Below are 15850 nucleotides of genomic sequence, written 5' to 3'. Positions count from 1 at the left end.
TTTCAGAGTCAACCCGTTATTTCAGGATTTTTTCTCTTCAACCGACCGGGTTGTCTGTGAAGTGATTCACATCCGCCGTGTCGATGGAGGCGCATTATAGGGAGTTCTCCGCAGGCCGCAACCGCTAAATGACAGAAAAATGACTGACTGCTGCATTCCCCAGCAAAACCCCGCCTTATACCCTTTTACGCACAGAGTTATCCACAGCGCTTCGAAAAAGTGAAAATATGCGAGCGTTGCGCAAACGTTTTCGTTAAAATGCTCGCGCTTAACAAGGAGGCCTCGTCAGGTGTGTTAGATGAGTTTTTCGCTGGAAAATTCATCTAACGCTCTCTGTAATCGTGAAATCCAGGGGATTTACCATGCAACAACGTCGTCCAGTCCGCCGCGCTCTGCTCAGTGTTTCTGATAAAGCCGGTATCATCGAATTCGCTCAGGCACTTTCCGCACGCGGTGTGGAGCTGCTTTCTACAGGCGGTACCGCTCGCCTGTTAGCAGAGAAAGGTCTGCCGGTAACCGAAGTGTCCGACTACACCGGTTTCCCGGAAATGATGGATGGACGCGTCAAAACCCTGCACCCGAAAGTGCACGGCGGCATTCTGGGTCGTCGCGGTCAGGACGACGGCATTATGGAGCAGCACAATATTGCCCCCATCGACATGGTTGTCGTAAACCTCTATCCCTTCGCCCAGACCGTCGCCCGCGAAGGCTGTTCTCTGGAAGATGCCGTAGAGAACATTGATATCGGCGGCCCGACCATGGTGCGCTCCGCAGCCAAGAACCATAAAGATGTGGCCATCGTAGTGAAGAGCAGCGACTACAGCGCCATTATTAATGAGATGGACGCCAACGAAGGGTCCCTGACGCTTGATACGCGTTTCGACCTCGCCATCAAAGCCTTCGAACACACCGCCGCGTACGACAGCATGATCGCCAACTACTTCGGTAGCCTGGTTCCTGCCTACCACGGTGAAAGCAAAGATCCATCTGGTCGCTTCCCGCGCACCCTGAACCTGAACTTCATTAAGAAGCAGGATATGCGCTACGGCGAGAACAGCCACCAGCAGGCAGCCTTCTATATAGAAGAAGAGGTGAAAGAAGCCTCTGTTGCGACTGCTCAGCAGGTACAGGGCAAAGCCCTCTCTTATAACAACATTGCCGATACCGACGCCGCGCTGGAATGCGTGAAAGAGTTCAGCGAGCCGGCCTGCGTTATCGTCAAACACGCCAACCCATGCGGCGTCGCAGTAAGCACCTCCATTATGGATGCCTACGATCGCGCCTACAAAACCGACCCGACCTCCGCGTTCGGCGGCATTATCGCCTTCAACCGCGAGCTGGATGCGGAAACCGCGCAGGCCATCATCTCCCGTCAGTTTGTCGAAGTGATCATCGCGCCATCCGCATCCGAAGAAGCGCTGAAAATCACCGCGGCGAAACAGAACGTGCGCGTGCTGGTTTGCGGCCAGTGGGCAGAGCGCGTGCCGGGCCTGGACTTCAAGCGCGTGAACGGCGGTCTGCTGGTTCAGGATCGCGATTTGGGTATGGTGACAGAAGCCGACCTGCGCGTGGTGACCAAACGTCAGCCGACCGAACAGGAGCTGCGCGACGCGCTGTTCTGCTGGAAAGTGGCGAAGTTCGTGAAGTCTAACGCCATTGTTTACGCCAAAGAGAACATGACCATCGGGATAGGCGCAGGCCAGATGAGCCGCGTTTACTCTGCGAAAATCGCGGGTATTAAAGCAGGTGACGAAGGTCTGGAAGTCAAAGGTTCCGCCATGGCCTCTGACGCCTTCTTCCCGTTCCGCGACGGTATTGATGCGGCCGCTGCTGTGGGCATCACCTGTGTGATCCAGCCTGGCGGTTCAATCCGTGATGACGAAGTGATTGCCGCTGCCGACGAACATGGCATCGCAATGATCTTTACCGACATGCGCCACTTCCGCCATTAATTTCCGGAGCAGAAAATGAAAGTATTAGTGATTGGTAATGGCGGGCGCGAGCACGCCCTGGCGTGGAAAGCAGCGCAGTCTCCGCAGGTTGAAACCGTCTTTGTGGCACCGGGTAACGCCGGTACCGCACTGGAGCCCGCGCTACAGAACGTCGCCATCGGCGTAACCGATATCCCGGCGCTGCTGAGCTTTGCCCGGAACGAGAATATCGATCTGACGATTGTGGGTCCGGAAGCGCCGCTGGTGATCGGCGTTGTAGATGCCTTCCGCGCCGCGGGCCTAAAAATTTTCGGCCCAACGGAGGGTGCTGCGCAGCTGGAGGGTTCGAAAGCCTTCACCAAAGATTTCCTGGCTCGCCATAACATCCCGACGGCGGAATACCAGAACTTCACAGAGGTGGAGCCCGCTCTGGCTTACCTGCGCGAAAAAGGCGCACCGATTGTCATTAAGGCCGACGGCCTGGCCGCCGGGAAAGGCGTGATCGTGGCGATGACGCTCGAAGAAGCCGAAGCCGCCGTTCACGATATGCTGGCGGGTAACGCCTTTGGCGATGCGGGTCATCGCATCGTGATTGAAGAGTTCCTCGACGGCGAAGAAGCGAGCTTTATCGTGATGGTTGACGGTGAGCACGTCCTGCCGATGGCCACCAGCCAGGATCACAAGCGCGTAGGCAATGCCGACACGGGTCCAAACACCGGCGGGATGGGTGCTTACTCCCCTGCTCCAGTGGTCACTGACGAAGTACACCAGCGCACCATGGACCGCATCATCTGGCCAACCGTAAAAGGGATGGCGGCGGAAGGCAATACCTACACCGGTTTCCTCTACGCAGGCCTGATGATCGACAAGCAGGGTAACCCGAAGGTGATTGAATTCAACTGCCGCTTCGGCGATCCGGAAACTCAGCCGATCATGCTGCGCATGAAGTCCGATCTGGTTGATCTGTGTCTGGCGGCGTGCGAAGGCAAGCTGAATGAGAAAACTTCCGAGTGGGACGAGCGTGCCTCTTTAGGTGTGGTGATTGCTGCGGGTGGCTATCCGGGTAGCTACAACACCGGGGATGAGATCCACGGCCTGCCGCTGGAAGAGATTGACGGTGCGAAGGTGTTCCACGCCGGTACAAAGCTCTCTGACGATGACCGCGTGCTCACTAATGGTGGACGCGTGCTGTGTGCGACCGCGCTGGGTCATACCGTGGCAGAGGCGCAGAAGCGCGCCTATGCGTTGATGGCGGATATTCACTGGAACGGCAGCTTCAGCCGCCAGGATATCGGCTATCGTGCCATTGCGCGGGAGCAGGGAGAGTAATTTCACACCCTCACCCTAACCCTCTCCCTCAAGGGAGAGGGGACTTAAATCAAAAACTCTTTTCTGTCGGCTGCCAGGTGCAGAAATCTTCGTTCGCCACCAGCAACAGCTGAGAGCCTTCCGGCGCTTCCAGCCATGCCACACTCACCTCCACAGATGAATGCCGCTGACGACGCTGAATGTGTTCGGTTGCCCAGGATTCAAGCTCAGGCTTCACTGTCTGCCCTTCGCAGGTGGTCACCGTGCCGTCGGCATGCCAGCGCCCCTGGCGCAGCACCACGCGGCCCTGACGCAGCGCATCGCTGGTCTGGCGAAGTTGTTCAGCACGGTAGCGGTAGAGCGCGACCTGATCGCTGGAAAGCTGCTGTTTCAGTCCACTGACCTCATGCTGCATAAAGCTCAGCTCGCCGTGGTCGTCAAAACGCACCTTCACGTGTTCGGGAGTCTTACTGTAGATATTCAGTTCAATGAGCGACAGCGCATCGCCCTGCCAGCGGTATTCTGCGGTCGAGGTATTGCCGTTATGCCACGGACTGAACGCGGTAAGCATATGCACTTCATCGCTGGAATCTTTGCGCCAGATCCTGACCGCACCCTGGTTGTCAGCGTAGCCGCTGGCGGTAAACGGGGGGAGTGAGGAATCATGACTACATGCAGACAGCAACAGTACGCCTGCCAGCGCGAGCGGTCCACGCCAGAATGACAAAAGGGGCGTTGCCGCCCCTTCGTTAAAACTGTTCACTGCCACGCGTCTTACTTAACTGCGTCTTTCAGTGCTTTACCAGAAACAAATGCCGGCACGTTAGCTGCGGCGATTTTGATTTCTTTACCGGTCTGCGGGTTGCGGCCAGTACGCTCAGCGCGGTGGTTCACTTTGAAGGTACCGAAACCAACCAGTTGTACAGCATCGCCTTCTTTCAGAGACTCAGTAATAGCAGCCAGGGTAGATTCCAGAGCAGCTTTAGCCTGCACTTTAGACAGATCAGCCTTGTCCGCAATTACATCAATCAGTTGAGTCTTGTTCATAAGTTATCCTTTCAATGTGTTTATCGCTTGCTAAGCATCGAGTGCGACGAAAATGCCAAAAAAGCACTCTCCTGCATACACGCACCGATAGCCACTTTTTTTCGCCCCCCAAATGTAGACCAGACGGGGGGCGAAAGGGAAGAGTCGAGGAGTGACAAAACAGGCGTTAAATCACGTTTTGTTGTCTCATTGGTTAAAAATTATACCAATATTGCTCTCACCGGCCTCGCGCAGGTCCGCGCGAAGCCCTTTGATCAGCTCAATATCACGTTCTTCACACTCCGCCAGCAGACGGAAAATTTCCCACTGAATATCCCATTCCTGTTCAACCGCCGGGTTAGCACGCAGCTCTTCGTCGGTCATTTCACGGCCTTCCTGGGTCATTTCCAGCATCGCGACGGTGGTGATGGATGCCTTACTGACTTCAATGGCGTGCTCCAGGGTTTCACCGCTCAGACGGGAGTGGATCAGCTCGCTCAACGCCACACAGGCATCGATAGCCGGGTAGACGCCATACAGGTCGTAATCGTCCGCCGCAGGAATTGCCTCTTCCAGCTTTTCAAGCTGAGAGTCGAAGTTTACCTTTGCGTCTTTGACCGTCAGCGTCTCCCAGATCAAATCCAGAATACGTCGATAAATCTGGCCTTCGCCAAACTCCGTTTGCTTACAGAACGCGGCATAGTTGGGGTACATGCGCTCGCACAGGCAAGCCATAAACGTCACGTGCTGCCAGCTTTCCAGCTTCTCAAGGCGCAGATGAATCGGGTTTTGTAACATGATGATGTCTCGAATCGAAAATTAGCCGCAGTTTACCTGAATCACGGCTGAATTTCCTGCCAACGAATGAATGCCGGACGTGAAGAGGCAACGGCGTCAGCCCAGCGGGTAGGCTCAGGTAAGCGGTAGCCCTTCATACAGCCTTGCACCCACGCCAGGGCGCTGTCCATGCTGACCCGATGCCCGGTTGCGATAAACAGCGGATTGCAGCGCGCTTTACTGCGCCAGACCCACGCCAGCTGCTCGCCTTTATGGATAAGCGGCGCCAGCGCGCCCGGTTCGGCAGAGAGCGGCTCAAACGCGCCGCACAGGCGTTTTTTCGCCACGCCGATGGTCGGCACGTCTACCAGCAGACCAAAGTGGCTGGCAACGCCCAGGCGACGCGGATGGGAGATGCCGTGCCCATCCACAAACAGCAGATCGGGTTTTTGCGAGAGTTGCTCCCACGCGGCCAGCAGCGCGGGATATTCGCGGAAGGAGAGAAAGCCGGGGATATAGGGCATGGTGGTGGCGATACGCGCCACCTTGTACTCCACCAGCTCCAGCGACGGGTATTTCAGCACCACCATCGCCGCTCGCGTCACTTCACCGCCTTGCTCAAACCCGACATCCGCCCCGCCAATGTATCGCGGAGGGTCCGTATCCAGACGATCCTCGCGGATCACCGATGAAGCCAGTTCGATTTGCTGAGCGCGTAGCGACGCGAGATCCATAACCACTCCTTACTTGTGATACTGGGCAGAAAGCCGATGCACCGCCTCCACAAATACGCCAGCGTGTTCTGGCGGTACATCCTGATGAATACCGTGACCGAGGTTGAAGACGTGGCCTTCGCCCTGGCCGAAACCAGACAGTATAGTCGACACTTCTTCTTCGATACGGGCAGGCTGCGCATAGAGCATGGAAGGGTCCATGTTGCCCTGGAGCGCCACTTTATCCCCCACACGACGACGCGCATCGGCAATATCAGTGGTCCAGTCGAGGCCCAGCGCATCACAGCCGGTGGCCGCCATCGCTTCCAGCCACTGACCGCCGCCTTTCGTAAACAGCGTTACCGGCACGCGACGGCCTTCGTTTTCACGCAGCAGACCATCGACAATTTTGTGCATGTAGTACAGGGAGAACTGCTGATAATCACGCCCGGTCAGCACGCCGCCCCAGGTGTCGAAAATCATCACCGACTGCGCGCCCGCTTTAATCTGCGCGTTGAGATAGAGCGTGACGCTCTTCGCCAGCTTGTCGAGCAGGGCATGCAGGGCCAGCGGCTCGGCGTACATCATCTTTTTGATGACGGTAAAGGCTTTGCTGCTGCCGCCTTCCACCATATAGGTGGCCAGCGTCCACGGACTACCGGAGAAGCCAATCAGCGGCACGTCGCCTTTCAGTTCGCGGCGAATGGTGCGCACGGCGTTCATCACATAGCCCAGCTCGCCTTCCGGATCGGGGATCGGCAGCTTATCAACGTCAGCTTTGCTTTTGATCGGAGAGGTAAAACGCGGGCCCTCGCCGGTTTCGAAATAGAGCCCAAGGCCCATCGCATCCGGAATGGTGAGAATGTCCGAAAAAAGAATGGCGGCATCAAGCGGGAAGCGGCGCCGCGGCTGGAGCGTGACTTCACAGGCCAGCTCGGCGTTTTTGCACAGCGACATAAAATCACCGGCCTGCGCGCGCGTGGCTTTGTACTCTGGCAGATAGCGTCCCGCCTGGCGCATCATCCACACCGGGGTGACATCAACGGGCTGGCGCAGCAGCGCACGCAGATAACGATCGTTCTTCAGTTCGGTCATTTTGCAGTTCCTTATTGCGTCAGTCTGTCAGTGTAACACTACTCATACTCGGCCCGACACATTGCCACGGTATCTTCTATCAGGCGACGCGCCACCGTTCCCGGCGGGGGCAGCAGCGGTAAATCGTCGTAGCGATACCAGTTCGCCTCCAGCAGCTCTTTCTGATCGATAACAATCTCGCCGCTGTCGTATTCCGCCATAAACGCGGTCATCAGGGACATCGGGAACGGCCATGGCTGCGACGTCACATAGCGCAGGTTTTTCACCTTAATGCCGCTCTCCTCCATCACCTCGCGCGCCACCGCCTGTTCCAGCGTTTCGCCGACTTCCACGAACCCGGCGAGGACGGTGTGAATGCCGTTGCGATGGCGGGTATGCTGCGCCAGCAGGATGGAATCATCACGGCGGATGGCGACAATGATGCACGGTGCGATTTGCGGGTAGTAACGTTCACGGCAGTGGCCGCAGAGCAGCGCCCATTCGGTTTTGCTCGGGTGCATGGTGTGGCCGCAGTAACCGCAGTATTTGTGCGAGCGGTAAAACTCCGCCAGCTGTACGCCGCGCCCCGCCAGCTGGAACAGGCCGACGTCCAGATCCAGCACCTGACGTACGGATCCCATATCCTGACGGCGCGCCTGTTGGATCAACCACACGGGATCGCCCTGCCACTCGCCGATCTTCAGCGCGGACTGGCCCACCAGATCGAACGTTTCCGCGGCACCGTAGGGCAACTCTCCTGAGGGCAGCCATAATTTTTGTTCGTGGCTGACGATCCACCAACCCAGATCTGATTTTTCAATAATACGATCCATATCTATTGCACTACCTTCGCTTCACTGACATGTTGTTAGCATTGTGGTTACATTTTGGATAAGCAGATCCCATTTTAAACCTTATGGAGTCGACCATGTTAAACCAGCTGGAAAGCCTGACTGAGCGCGTTGGAGGAAGTAACACCCTGGTGGATCGCTGGCTACATGTGCGCAAGCATCTCCTTGTGGCGTATTACAATCTGGTTGGTCTTAAGCCTGGCAAAGAATCCTTTATGCGACTCAATGAAAAAGCGCTGGACGACTTTTGTCAGAGCCTGGTCGACTACCTCTCCGACGGCCATTTCAACCTTTATGAACGCATTATCCGCGAAATGGAAGGGACAACGCCGTATTTAGCGGCCAGTAAACTCTGTCCGTTGCTTGAAGCCAACACCCAGCAGATCATGGACTACTACGATTCCACGCTGGAGAACGCTATCGATCACGATAACTATCTTGAGTTTCAGCAGGCGCTTTCCGACCTTGGCGAAGCGCTGGAAGAGCGATTCACGCTGGAAGACAAACTCATCGCCCTCGTGCTGGACAACAACCTGAATATCAGTACCAGCGATAACGTTGCGCGCCCTGCTTGAGTTCTTAATCGTTAACGAGTAATTTACAACCATTCGCCCCTCTCACGAGGGGGATTTTTCTTGTCGGAGTGCCCAGTGTGAAAGCACGGGCTGAGACCGTTAATTCGGGATCCGCGGAACCTGATCAGGTTAATACCTGCGAAGGGAACAAGAGTCACACTGCTGTTGTATCGCCCCTGGGGCGATCTCCTCTTGCTTCATCCGTCGTCTGACAAGCCATATCCTTCACATCTGGAATGAGCTATGTCTACTGCAAAACTGACCCGCCGCGAACAGCGCGAACACGCACAACGCTTCATCGACACCCTGGAAGGCACCGCTTTCCCGAACTCAACGCGCATCTACATCACCGGTTCACAGGCCGATATCCGCGTGCCGATGCGCGAAATCCAGCTCAGCCCGACGCTTATCGGCGGCAGCAAAGAGCACCCGCAGTTTGAAGACAACGAAGCCGTGCCGGTGTATGACACCTCCGGCCCGTACGGCGATCCTGATGTTGCTATCAACGTGCAGCAGGGTCTGGCAAAGCTTCGCCAGCCGTGGATTGACGCCCGTAACGACTGCGAAGAACTGAGCGTGCGCAGCTCGGCGTACACCAACGCGCGCCTGGCCGACGACGGTCTGGATGAGCTGCGCTTTACTGGCCTGCTGACGCCGAAACGCGCTAAAGCGGGCAAATGCGTAACCCAGTTGCACTACGCGCGACAGGGTATCGTCACGCCGGAGATGGAGTTCATCGCCATCCGCGAAAACATGGGCCGCGAGCGCATCCGCAGCGAAGTGCTGCGCCACCAGCATCCGGGTGAAGGGTTTGGCGCTCGCCTGCCGGAAAACATCACGCCGGAATTTGTTCGTGATGAAGTGGCCGCCGGGCGCGCCATTATCCCTGCCAATATCAACCATCCGGAATCCGAGCCGATGATTATCGGCCGCAACTTCCTGGTAAAGGTCAACGCCAACATCGGCAACTCAGCAGTGACGTCATCCATCGAAGAAGAGGTGGAAAAGCTGGTCTGGTCGACGCGCTGGGGCGCGGACACGGTGATGGACCTTTCCACGGGCCGCTATATTCATGAGACCCGCGAGTGGATCCTGCGTAACAGCCCGGTGCCGATCGGTACCGTCCCGATTTATCAGGCGCTGGAGAAGGTCAACGGCATCGCCGAAAACCTCACCTGGGAAGCGTTTCGCGACACGCTGCTGGAGCAGGCGGAACAGGGCGTGGACTACTTCACCATCCACGCGGGCGTGCTGCTGCGCTACGTGCCGATGACGGCGAAACGTCTGACCGGTATCGTCTCACGCGGCGGTTCGATTATGGCGAAATGGTGCCTTTCCCATCATCAGGAAAACTTCCTCTACGAACACTTCCGCGAAATCTGCGAAATTTGCGCCGCTTACGATGTCTCTCTGTCGCTGGGCGATGGCCTGCGTCCGGGCTCCATCCGCGATGCTAACGACGAGGCGCAGTTTGCCGAGCTGCACACGCTGGGCGAGCTGACCAAAATCGCCTGGGAGTACGACGTCCAGGTGATGATTGAAGGCCCGGGCCATGTGCCGATGCAGATGATCCGCCGCAACATGACCGAAGAGCTGGAGCACTGCCACGAAGCGCCGTTCTACACACTGGGGCCGCTGACCACCGATATTGCGCCGGGCTACGACCACTTCACGTCAGGCATTGGCGCGGCGATGATCGGCTGGTTCGGCTGCGCCATGCTCTGCTACGTGACGCCGAAAGAGCACCTCGGGCTGCCAAACAAAGAGGACGTGAAGCAGGGGCTGATCACCTACAAAATTGCCGCCCACGCGGCGGATCTGGCGAAAGGCCATCCGGGCGCGCAAATTCGCGACAACGCCATGTCCAAAGCGCGCTTTGAATTCCGCTGGGAAGACCAGTTCAACCTGGCGCTGGATCCGTTCACCGCCCGCGCCTACCACGACGAAACCCTGCCGCAGGAATCGGGCAAAGTCGCGCACTTCTGCTCCATGTGTGGGCCGAAGTTCTGCTCGATGAAAATCAGCCAGGAGGTGCGCGACTACGCCGCCGCGCAGACCATTGAAGTCGGCATGGCAGACATGTCCGAAACCTTCCGCGCCAAAGGCGGCGAAATCTACCTCAAAAAGGAGGAGGCGTAATGTACCAGCCCGATTTCCCACCTGTCTCCTTCCACTTAGGGCTTTACCCGGTGGTGGACAGCGTGGCGTGGATAGAGCGCTTGCTGGAGGCAGGCGTTCGCACCCTCCAGCTGCGCATCAAGGATAAACGCGACGAAGAGGTGGAGGCCGATGTGGCCGCCGCTATCGCGCTGGGACGTCGCTACCACGCCCGCCTGTTTATCAACGACTACTGGCGGCTGGCGGTTAAACACCAGGCGTACGGCGTGCATCTGGGACAGGAAGATCTGGAAACGACCGATCTCAACGCAATCCGTGACGCCGGTCTGCGGCTGGGCGTTTCCACCCACGATGATATGGAGATCGACGTGGCGCTGGCGGCCCGCCCCTCCTACATCGCCCTCGGCCACGTTTTCCCGACGCAAACCAAACAGATGCCGTCTGCCCCACAGGGTTTGGCTCAGCTGGCAGCCCACGTTAAGCGCCTTGCCGATTACCCCACCGTCGCCATCGGCGGAATCAGCCTTGAACGTGCGCCCGCCGTGCTGGAAACCGGCGTCGGCAGTATCGCCGTCGTCAGCGCTATCACCCAAGCCGCAGACTGGCAGACCGCCACCGCACGGCTTTTACAACTGGCAGGAGCAGGCGATGAAAGATCGTGATTTTATGCGCTACAGCCGCCAGATCCTGCTGGAGGATATCGCCATTGACGGGCAGCAAAAGCTGCTCGCCAGCCGGGTACTGATTGTCGGTTTGGGTGGCTTGGGCGCGCCCGCCGCGCTGTATCTGGCCGGGGCGGGCGTGGGAACGCTGGTACTGGCCGATGACGATGAGGTACACCTCAGCAACCTGCAACGGCAAATCCTCTTCACTACAGAAGATGTTAACCAGCCTAAAGCACAGGTTACGCGCAAGCGGCTGAACCAGCTTAACCCCGATATTGAACTGGTGGCGCTCCAGACGCGGCTGAGCGGAGAAGATCTGCAACGCGAAGTTGCCCTTGCCGACGTGGTGCTGGACTGCACGGACAATATGGCGACGCGTCAGGCCATTAATGCGGCCTGTGTTGCACAGAACACGCCGCTGATCACCGCCAGCGCGGTCGGTTTCGGCGGGCAGATAATGGTGCTTACGCCGCCGTGGGCGCAGGGCTGCTACCGCTGCCTGTGGCCGGACGAGGCTGAACCGGAGCGTAACTGCCGCACGGCTGGCATTCTTGGGCCGGTGGTGGGCGTGATGGGTACCCTTCAGGCGCTGGAAGCCATCAAGTTGCTCAGCGGCATGGAAACAGAGCGCAACACGCTCCGGCTGTTCGACGCCCGTTCCAGCGGCTGGCGCCATCTGGCGTTAAACCGCGCCAACTGCTGCCCGGTATGCGGAGGCCGCGATGCGCATTCTGTTTAACGATGAGCCGATGACGTGCGACGACGATCTCACCGTTGCCGCCCTGCTCGACACGCTGCGCCAGCTGAAGCCGGGAACGGCACTGGCGCTCAATCAACAGATCCTGCCGCGCGAGCGGTGGGAACATCAGCAGGTCATTGAAGGCGACCAGATCCTGCTGTTTCAGGTTATCGCTGGGGGCTGAGATGTTACGTATTGCCGACAAAGTCTTTGATTCACATCTGTTTACCGGAACCGGAAAATTCGCCTCCCCGCAGCTAATGGTGGATGCTATTCGTGAAAGCGGCAGCCAGCTGGTGACGCTGGCGATGAAGCGCGTGGATCTGCGTCAGCACAACGATGCCATACTTGCGCCGTTACTGGAGGCAGGCGTGACGCTCTTACCCAATACCTCCGGTGCGAAAACGGCCGAGGAAGCAATTTTCGCTGCGCATCTGGCCCGGGAAGCGCTCGGCACCTGCTGGCTGAAGCTGGAAATTCATCCGGACGCCCGCTGGCTGTTGCCCGATCCGATCGAAACCCTGAAAGCGGCAGAGACGCTGGTGCAGCAGGGATTCACCGTTCTGCCCTACTGTGGTGCCGATCCCGTGCTGTGTAAGCGTCTGGAAGAGGTCGGCTGCGCGGCCGTGATGCCGTTAGGGGCGCCCATTGGCTCCAACCAGGGACTGGAGACCCGCGCGATGCTGGAGATCATCATCGAGCAGGCGACCGTGCCCGTGGTGGTGGATGCGGGCATCGGCGTACCCAGTCACGCCGCGCAGGCGCTGGAGATGGGGGCCGATGCGGTGCTGGTCAATACCGCGATTGCGGTGGCCGACGACCCGGTGATGATGGCGCGTGCGTTCCGCCTTGCCGTGGAGTCCGGTCTGCTGGCACGACAGTCCGGCCCCGGCTCGCGCAGCTTTCAGGCGCAGGCCACCAGCCCGCTGACCGGTTTTCTGGAGGCACTCTGATGGCTACCTTTACCGATCGCTGGCGTCAGCTTAACTGGGACGATATTGCCTTACGTATCAACAGTAAAACCTCTGCGGACGTAGAGCGGGCATTAACAGCCCGGCATGTGACCCGCGAGGATTTGATGGCCCTGCTTTCTCCGGCAGCCAGCGCATACCTTGAACCGATGGCGCAGCGCGCGCAACGCCTTACCCGCCAGCGCTTTGGCAACACGGTGAGCTTTTACGTGCCGCTTTATCTCTCTAACCTGTGCGCCAACGACTGCACCTACTGTGGCTTCTCAATGAGCAACCGCATTAAGCGTAAAACGCTGGATGAGCATGAGATCGCCCGCGAGTGTGCGGCTATTCGTGAGATGGGTTTTGAACATCTCTTACTGGTGACGGGTGAACATCAGGGCAAAGTGGGGATGGACTATTTTCGCCAGCATCTTCCGGCCATCCGCCGCGAATTTGCCTCATTGCAAATGGAAGTGCAGCCTCTGTCGCAAGAGGAATATGCGGAACTGAAAACCCTTGGGCTGGACGGCGTAATGGTTTATCAGGAAACCTACCACGAGGCGACCTATGCCCGGCATCACCTGAAAGGGAAGAAGCAGGATTTCATCTTCCGGCTGGAAACGCCGGACAGGCTGGGGCGCGCCGGTATCGATAAAATTGGGCTGGGCGCGCTTATCGGTCTGTCCGACAGCTGGCGGGTTGACTGCTATATGGTGGCAGAGCATCTGCTGTGGCTACAGCAGTACTACTGGCAAAGCCGCTATTCCATCTCATTCCCACGGCTGCGTCCGTGTACGGGAGGCATTGAACCCGCCTCGCTGATGGATGAGCGCCAGCTGGTGCAAACCCTGTGCGCATTTCGCCTGTTCGCGCCGGAAGTGGAATTGTCGCTCTCCACGCGTGAATCCCCCGCGTTTCGCGACCGCGCGATCCCTCTGGCGATCAACAACGTCAGCGCCTTTTCCAAAACGCAGCCGGGCGGTTACGCGGACGATCGCCCGGAACTGGAACAGTTTGCACCGCACGACGGACGACGGCCCGACGCGGTGGCGGAAGCCCTGACTGCACAGGGGCTACAGCCCGTGTGGAAAGACTGGGACAGCTGGCTGGGAAGAGCTTCGCATTTGCGCTGAAACCGCCTGCAACAATGCGGAAAGGTTACGAGACGGCTCGTAAGATCAACGCCGGGCGATTGAGGAGATCTGCCCGGTTTTATTAGGATTAACCACGTCAGCAACGGACGCTGACCAGGGTGAAAATGCTTCTTCCTCGTTTCGCCCTGCCCTCCGCCCCTTAAACAAAATTTCAATTGATAAAATAAATACGTCGTTTCTTATCTACTCTTAAGATAAATCAACCCGTCGGAAATCGCTTTCTGTATAATTTACTACCAGCAATCTGACAGCGACTATGCTGAGGATATCGACAGACGCAACGCGTCTACCATCTGGATTGATGCACAACTCATGGCACTCCACAGTAAAAAGCTCTCTTTCACCCGACCAATTATGGTCAGCTTCGCGGGGATTCTGTTCAGTTTCGCGATAATCGCGATCCTGGTCATCCTTTCACAACGGAAGGATTTTATTGAGGATTATCATAAAATTAATGGTAACTTCACCCATAATCTGGCGGTGAACTATACCGAATCCATCCTGCGAGAAAATGACTATATTCTTGGTCGCGCTGCGATGTACTACGCCCGTGAAGACAGAGTGAATCAGACGATAAATATCGATCCGACACACGGTTTGCAGATGTTAATGCATTTGCAGAATCTGATGCCGACGGTGTCGTCTATCTCTCTGGCGGACACCGAAGGGCACCATCTGCGCGCGCCGGAAGTACTGCCAACGGAGAAGAGTAGGTCGTTCAACGCACGAACACGCCCATGGTTTATCGGGCAAGCGGAAGCCAGCAACTTTCCTCACTACACCCGCCCCTATCTGGACTATTTCACCCAACATCCTACGGTCACCCTCTATAAACCGGTCATTTCACCGGAAGGCCGTCTGAAGGGCACGCTCGCTTTCCATCTTGATTTAACCTCCATGGGGTATACCTTGCGCCAGATGGTGGCACCGGTTCAGGGTGAGTTTTTTGTCGTGGAACGTGACGGCGCCGTTGTGCTGCATCCGGACACGGGGGCGCTCTTTAAGCAGTACGTAAGCGAAGCGCTGATGGACAAAATGACCAGCGGCGAAGGGCATCTTTTCGACCCCAAAAGTAAAACCTGGTATTACTACTACTCTTTCACCAATCCGGACTGGTTTGTGATTTATCGGGTCTCCGATGCCACGCTTTCCGTCATCACCCGGCATGAAACCACCGTCGTCGGCTGGGGATTTGCGCTGGCGGCAATCATCATCATTCTGTTCGGGCTCTACCTGCGCCATGCCTCGCGTTCTGTGCTGATGAACATTATCAACGCCATCAAAACCGGAGACGTCAATCAGGCGCCACGTCTTGAGGCGATGCTCAGCCATACCATTCGAACCAATAAGGAACGTGAGATGGCCTATGTCCGTCAGGCCACCCATGATGCGCTGACAGGCTGCAAGAACCGCCGTGCTTTCGACAACGATGTGGATGAGCTGCTGACCGCTCATCAACCCTTCGTTCTGGCGCTGGTCGATATCGATAACTTCAAATCTATTAACGACACCTGGGGCCACCTGAGCGGGGATATTGTTCTGCGCAGCGTGGCGCGCGAAGGTATTCAGATCATGCAGCCTCACCACGTTTCCGTTTACCGCTACGGTGGGGAAGAGTTCGGGGTGATTTTCCCGGCCGAGCTGATGAACTCCGCGCACGCGCTACTGGAAGCCTGGCGCACCGCCGTGGAAAAACGGACCTGGCGGGAAGAGAACCTGCGAGTAACCTTCAGCGCGGGGGTGGGAGAGTGGCACTTCGAACCGCTGGAACAATTTATCGGCAGCGTAGATGAAGCGCTGTATACCGCTAAACAACAGGGTAAAAACCGCATCGTAAGCACGGCCAGCCGATAATACCCTTCCTGAAATTCCGCCCGTTAAGACGGGCAGAATGCTTTCATGTATAAAATTGTAACCGGTTTCAGAAAAATGCCGATTTCTTTGTGATGCCTGACACACAATCGCG

16 protein-coding genes and 1 riboswitch are annotated in these 15850 nt (G+C 57.3%); of the genes, 10 read left to right on the top strand and 6 right to left on the bottom strand.

Features of this window, described 5'->3' with window-relative positions; all coding sequences use genetic code 11:
• Positions 1-362 precede the first annotated feature (362 nt).
• On the top strand, positions 363-1952 hold the full coding sequence (gene purH, locus ACOTX2_RS24105; protein WP_022646715.1) for a bifunctional phosphoribosylaminoimidazolecarboxamide formyltransferase/IMP cyclohydrolase: 1590 nt from the start codon (positions 363-365) through the stop codon (positions 1950-1952).
• Positions 1953-1967: 15 nt separating this feature from the next.
• Complete coding sequence (gene purD, locus ACOTX2_RS24100) at positions 1968-3260, top strand: phosphoribosylamine--glycine ligase (RefSeq protein ID WP_063138231.1); 1293 nt, start codon at positions 1968-1970, stop codon at positions 3258-3260.
• A gap of 49 nt (positions 3261-3309) precedes the next feature.
• Here the strand turns inward: purD and ACOTX2_RS24095 are convergent, their stop codons facing one another.
• From ACOTX2_RS24095 to nudC, 6 genes are all read right to left on the bottom strand, one after another.
• Positions 3310-4002, bottom strand: a complete 693-nt coding sequence (locus tag ACOTX2_RS24095) for a DUF1481 domain-containing protein (RefSeq protein ID WP_022646713.1) — start codon at positions 4000-4002, stop codon at positions 3310-3312.
• A gap of 11 nt (positions 4003-4013) precedes the next feature.
• Positions 4014-4286, bottom strand: a complete 273-nt coding sequence (hupA, locus tag ACOTX2_RS24090; RefSeq protein ID WP_002445246.1) for a nucleoid-associated protein HU-alpha — start codon at positions 4284-4286, stop codon at positions 4014-4016.
• Positions 4287-4472: 186 nt separating this feature from the next.
• Complete coding sequence (locus tag ACOTX2_RS24085) at positions 4473-5063, bottom strand: YjaG family protein (RefSeq protein ID WP_022646712.1); 591 nt, start codon at positions 5061-5063, stop codon at positions 4473-4475.
• 41 nt (positions 5064-5104) lie between these two features.
• Positions 5105-5776 (bottom strand): deoxyribonuclease V, encoded by a 672-nt coding sequence (gene nfi, locus ACOTX2_RS24080; protein ID WP_063148483.1) that lies wholly within the window; start codon positions 5774-5776, stop codon positions 5105-5107.
• Positions 5777-5785: 9 nt separating this feature from the next.
• The gene (gene hemE, locus ACOTX2_RS24075) at positions 5786-6850 is read right to left on the bottom strand and encodes a uroporphyrinogen decarboxylase (RefSeq protein WP_063148482.1); all 1065 of its coding nucleotides are present in this window, start codon (positions 6848-6850) and stop codon (positions 5786-5788) included.
• 38 nt (positions 6851-6888) lie between these two features.
• The gene (gene nudC / locus ACOTX2_RS24070; protein WP_022646710.1) at positions 6889-7662 is read right to left on the bottom strand and encodes an NAD(+) diphosphatase; all 774 of its coding nucleotides are present in this window, start codon (positions 7660-7662) and stop codon (positions 6889-6891) included.
• A 95-nt stretch (positions 7663-7757) separates the two neighbouring features.
• Between nudC and ACOTX2_RS24065 the strand changes: the two genes are divergently transcribed.
• From ACOTX2_RS24065 to ACOTX2_RS24030, 8 genes are all read left to right on the top strand, one after another.
• On the top strand, positions 7758-8255 hold the full coding sequence (locus ACOTX2_RS24065) for an Rsd/AlgQ family anti-sigma factor (RefSeq protein WP_017384077.1): 498 nt from the start codon (positions 7758-7760) through the stop codon (positions 8253-8255).
• A 54-nt stretch (positions 8256-8309) separates the two neighbouring features.
• A riboswitch (TPP riboswitch) is annotated at positions 8310-8419 on the top strand.
• Positions 8420-8498: 79 nt separating this feature from the next.
• Positions 8499-10394: a phosphomethylpyrimidine synthase ThiC gene (gene thiC, locus ACOTX2_RS24060; RefSeq protein WP_063148481.1), complete on the top strand. Its 1896-nt coding sequence runs from the start codon at positions 8499-8501 to the stop codon at positions 10392-10394.
• Positions 10394-11035: a thiamine phosphate synthase gene (gene thiE / locus ACOTX2_RS24055; protein WP_023299073.1), complete on the top strand. Its 642-nt coding sequence runs from the start codon at positions 10394-10396 to the stop codon at positions 11033-11035. Before thiC ends, thiE begins: the two co-directional genes overlap by 1 nt.
• Complete coding sequence (gene thiF, locus ACOTX2_RS24050) at positions 11022-11777, top strand: thiazole biosynthesis adenylyltransferase ThiF (RefSeq protein ID WP_063148480.1); 756 nt, start codon at positions 11022-11024, stop codon at positions 11775-11777. Before thiE ends, thiF begins: the two co-directional genes overlap by 14 nt.
• On the top strand, positions 11761-11961 hold the full coding sequence (gene thiS / locus ACOTX2_RS24045) for a sulfur carrier protein ThiS (protein ID WP_032626499.1): 201 nt from the start codon (positions 11761-11763) through the stop codon (positions 11959-11961). Before thiF ends, thiS begins: the two co-directional genes overlap by 17 nt.
• Before the next feature lies 1 nt (position 11962).
• Positions 11963-12730 (top strand): thiazole synthase, encoded by a 768-nt coding sequence (thiG, locus tag ACOTX2_RS24040; RefSeq protein ID WP_023299071.1) that lies wholly within the window; start codon positions 11963-11965, stop codon positions 12728-12730.
• Entirely contained in the window at positions 12730-13863 is a 1134-nt protein-coding gene (thiH, locus tag ACOTX2_RS24035; RefSeq protein WP_022646704.1) for a 2-iminoacetate synthase ThiH, read from the top strand. Before thiG ends, thiH begins: the two co-directional genes overlap by 1 nt.
• 333 nt (positions 13864-14196) lie before the next feature.
• Entirely contained in the window at positions 14197-15738 is a 1542-nt protein-coding gene (locus tag ACOTX2_RS24030) for a sensor domain-containing diguanylate cyclase (RefSeq protein ID WP_063148479.1), read from the top strand.
• The last annotated feature ends 112 nt before the right edge of the window (positions 15739-15850 follow it).

The organism is Enterobacter cloacae complex sp. IR5412 (genome assembly GCF_049237385.1).
Lineage (GTDB): Bacteria > Pseudomonadota > Gammaproteobacteria > Enterobacterales > Enterobacteriaceae > Enterobacter > Enterobacter intestinihominis.
The sequence above is the reverse complement of the archived record's forward strand: the minus strand, read 5'-3'. Positions and strand labels throughout refer to the sequence as shown.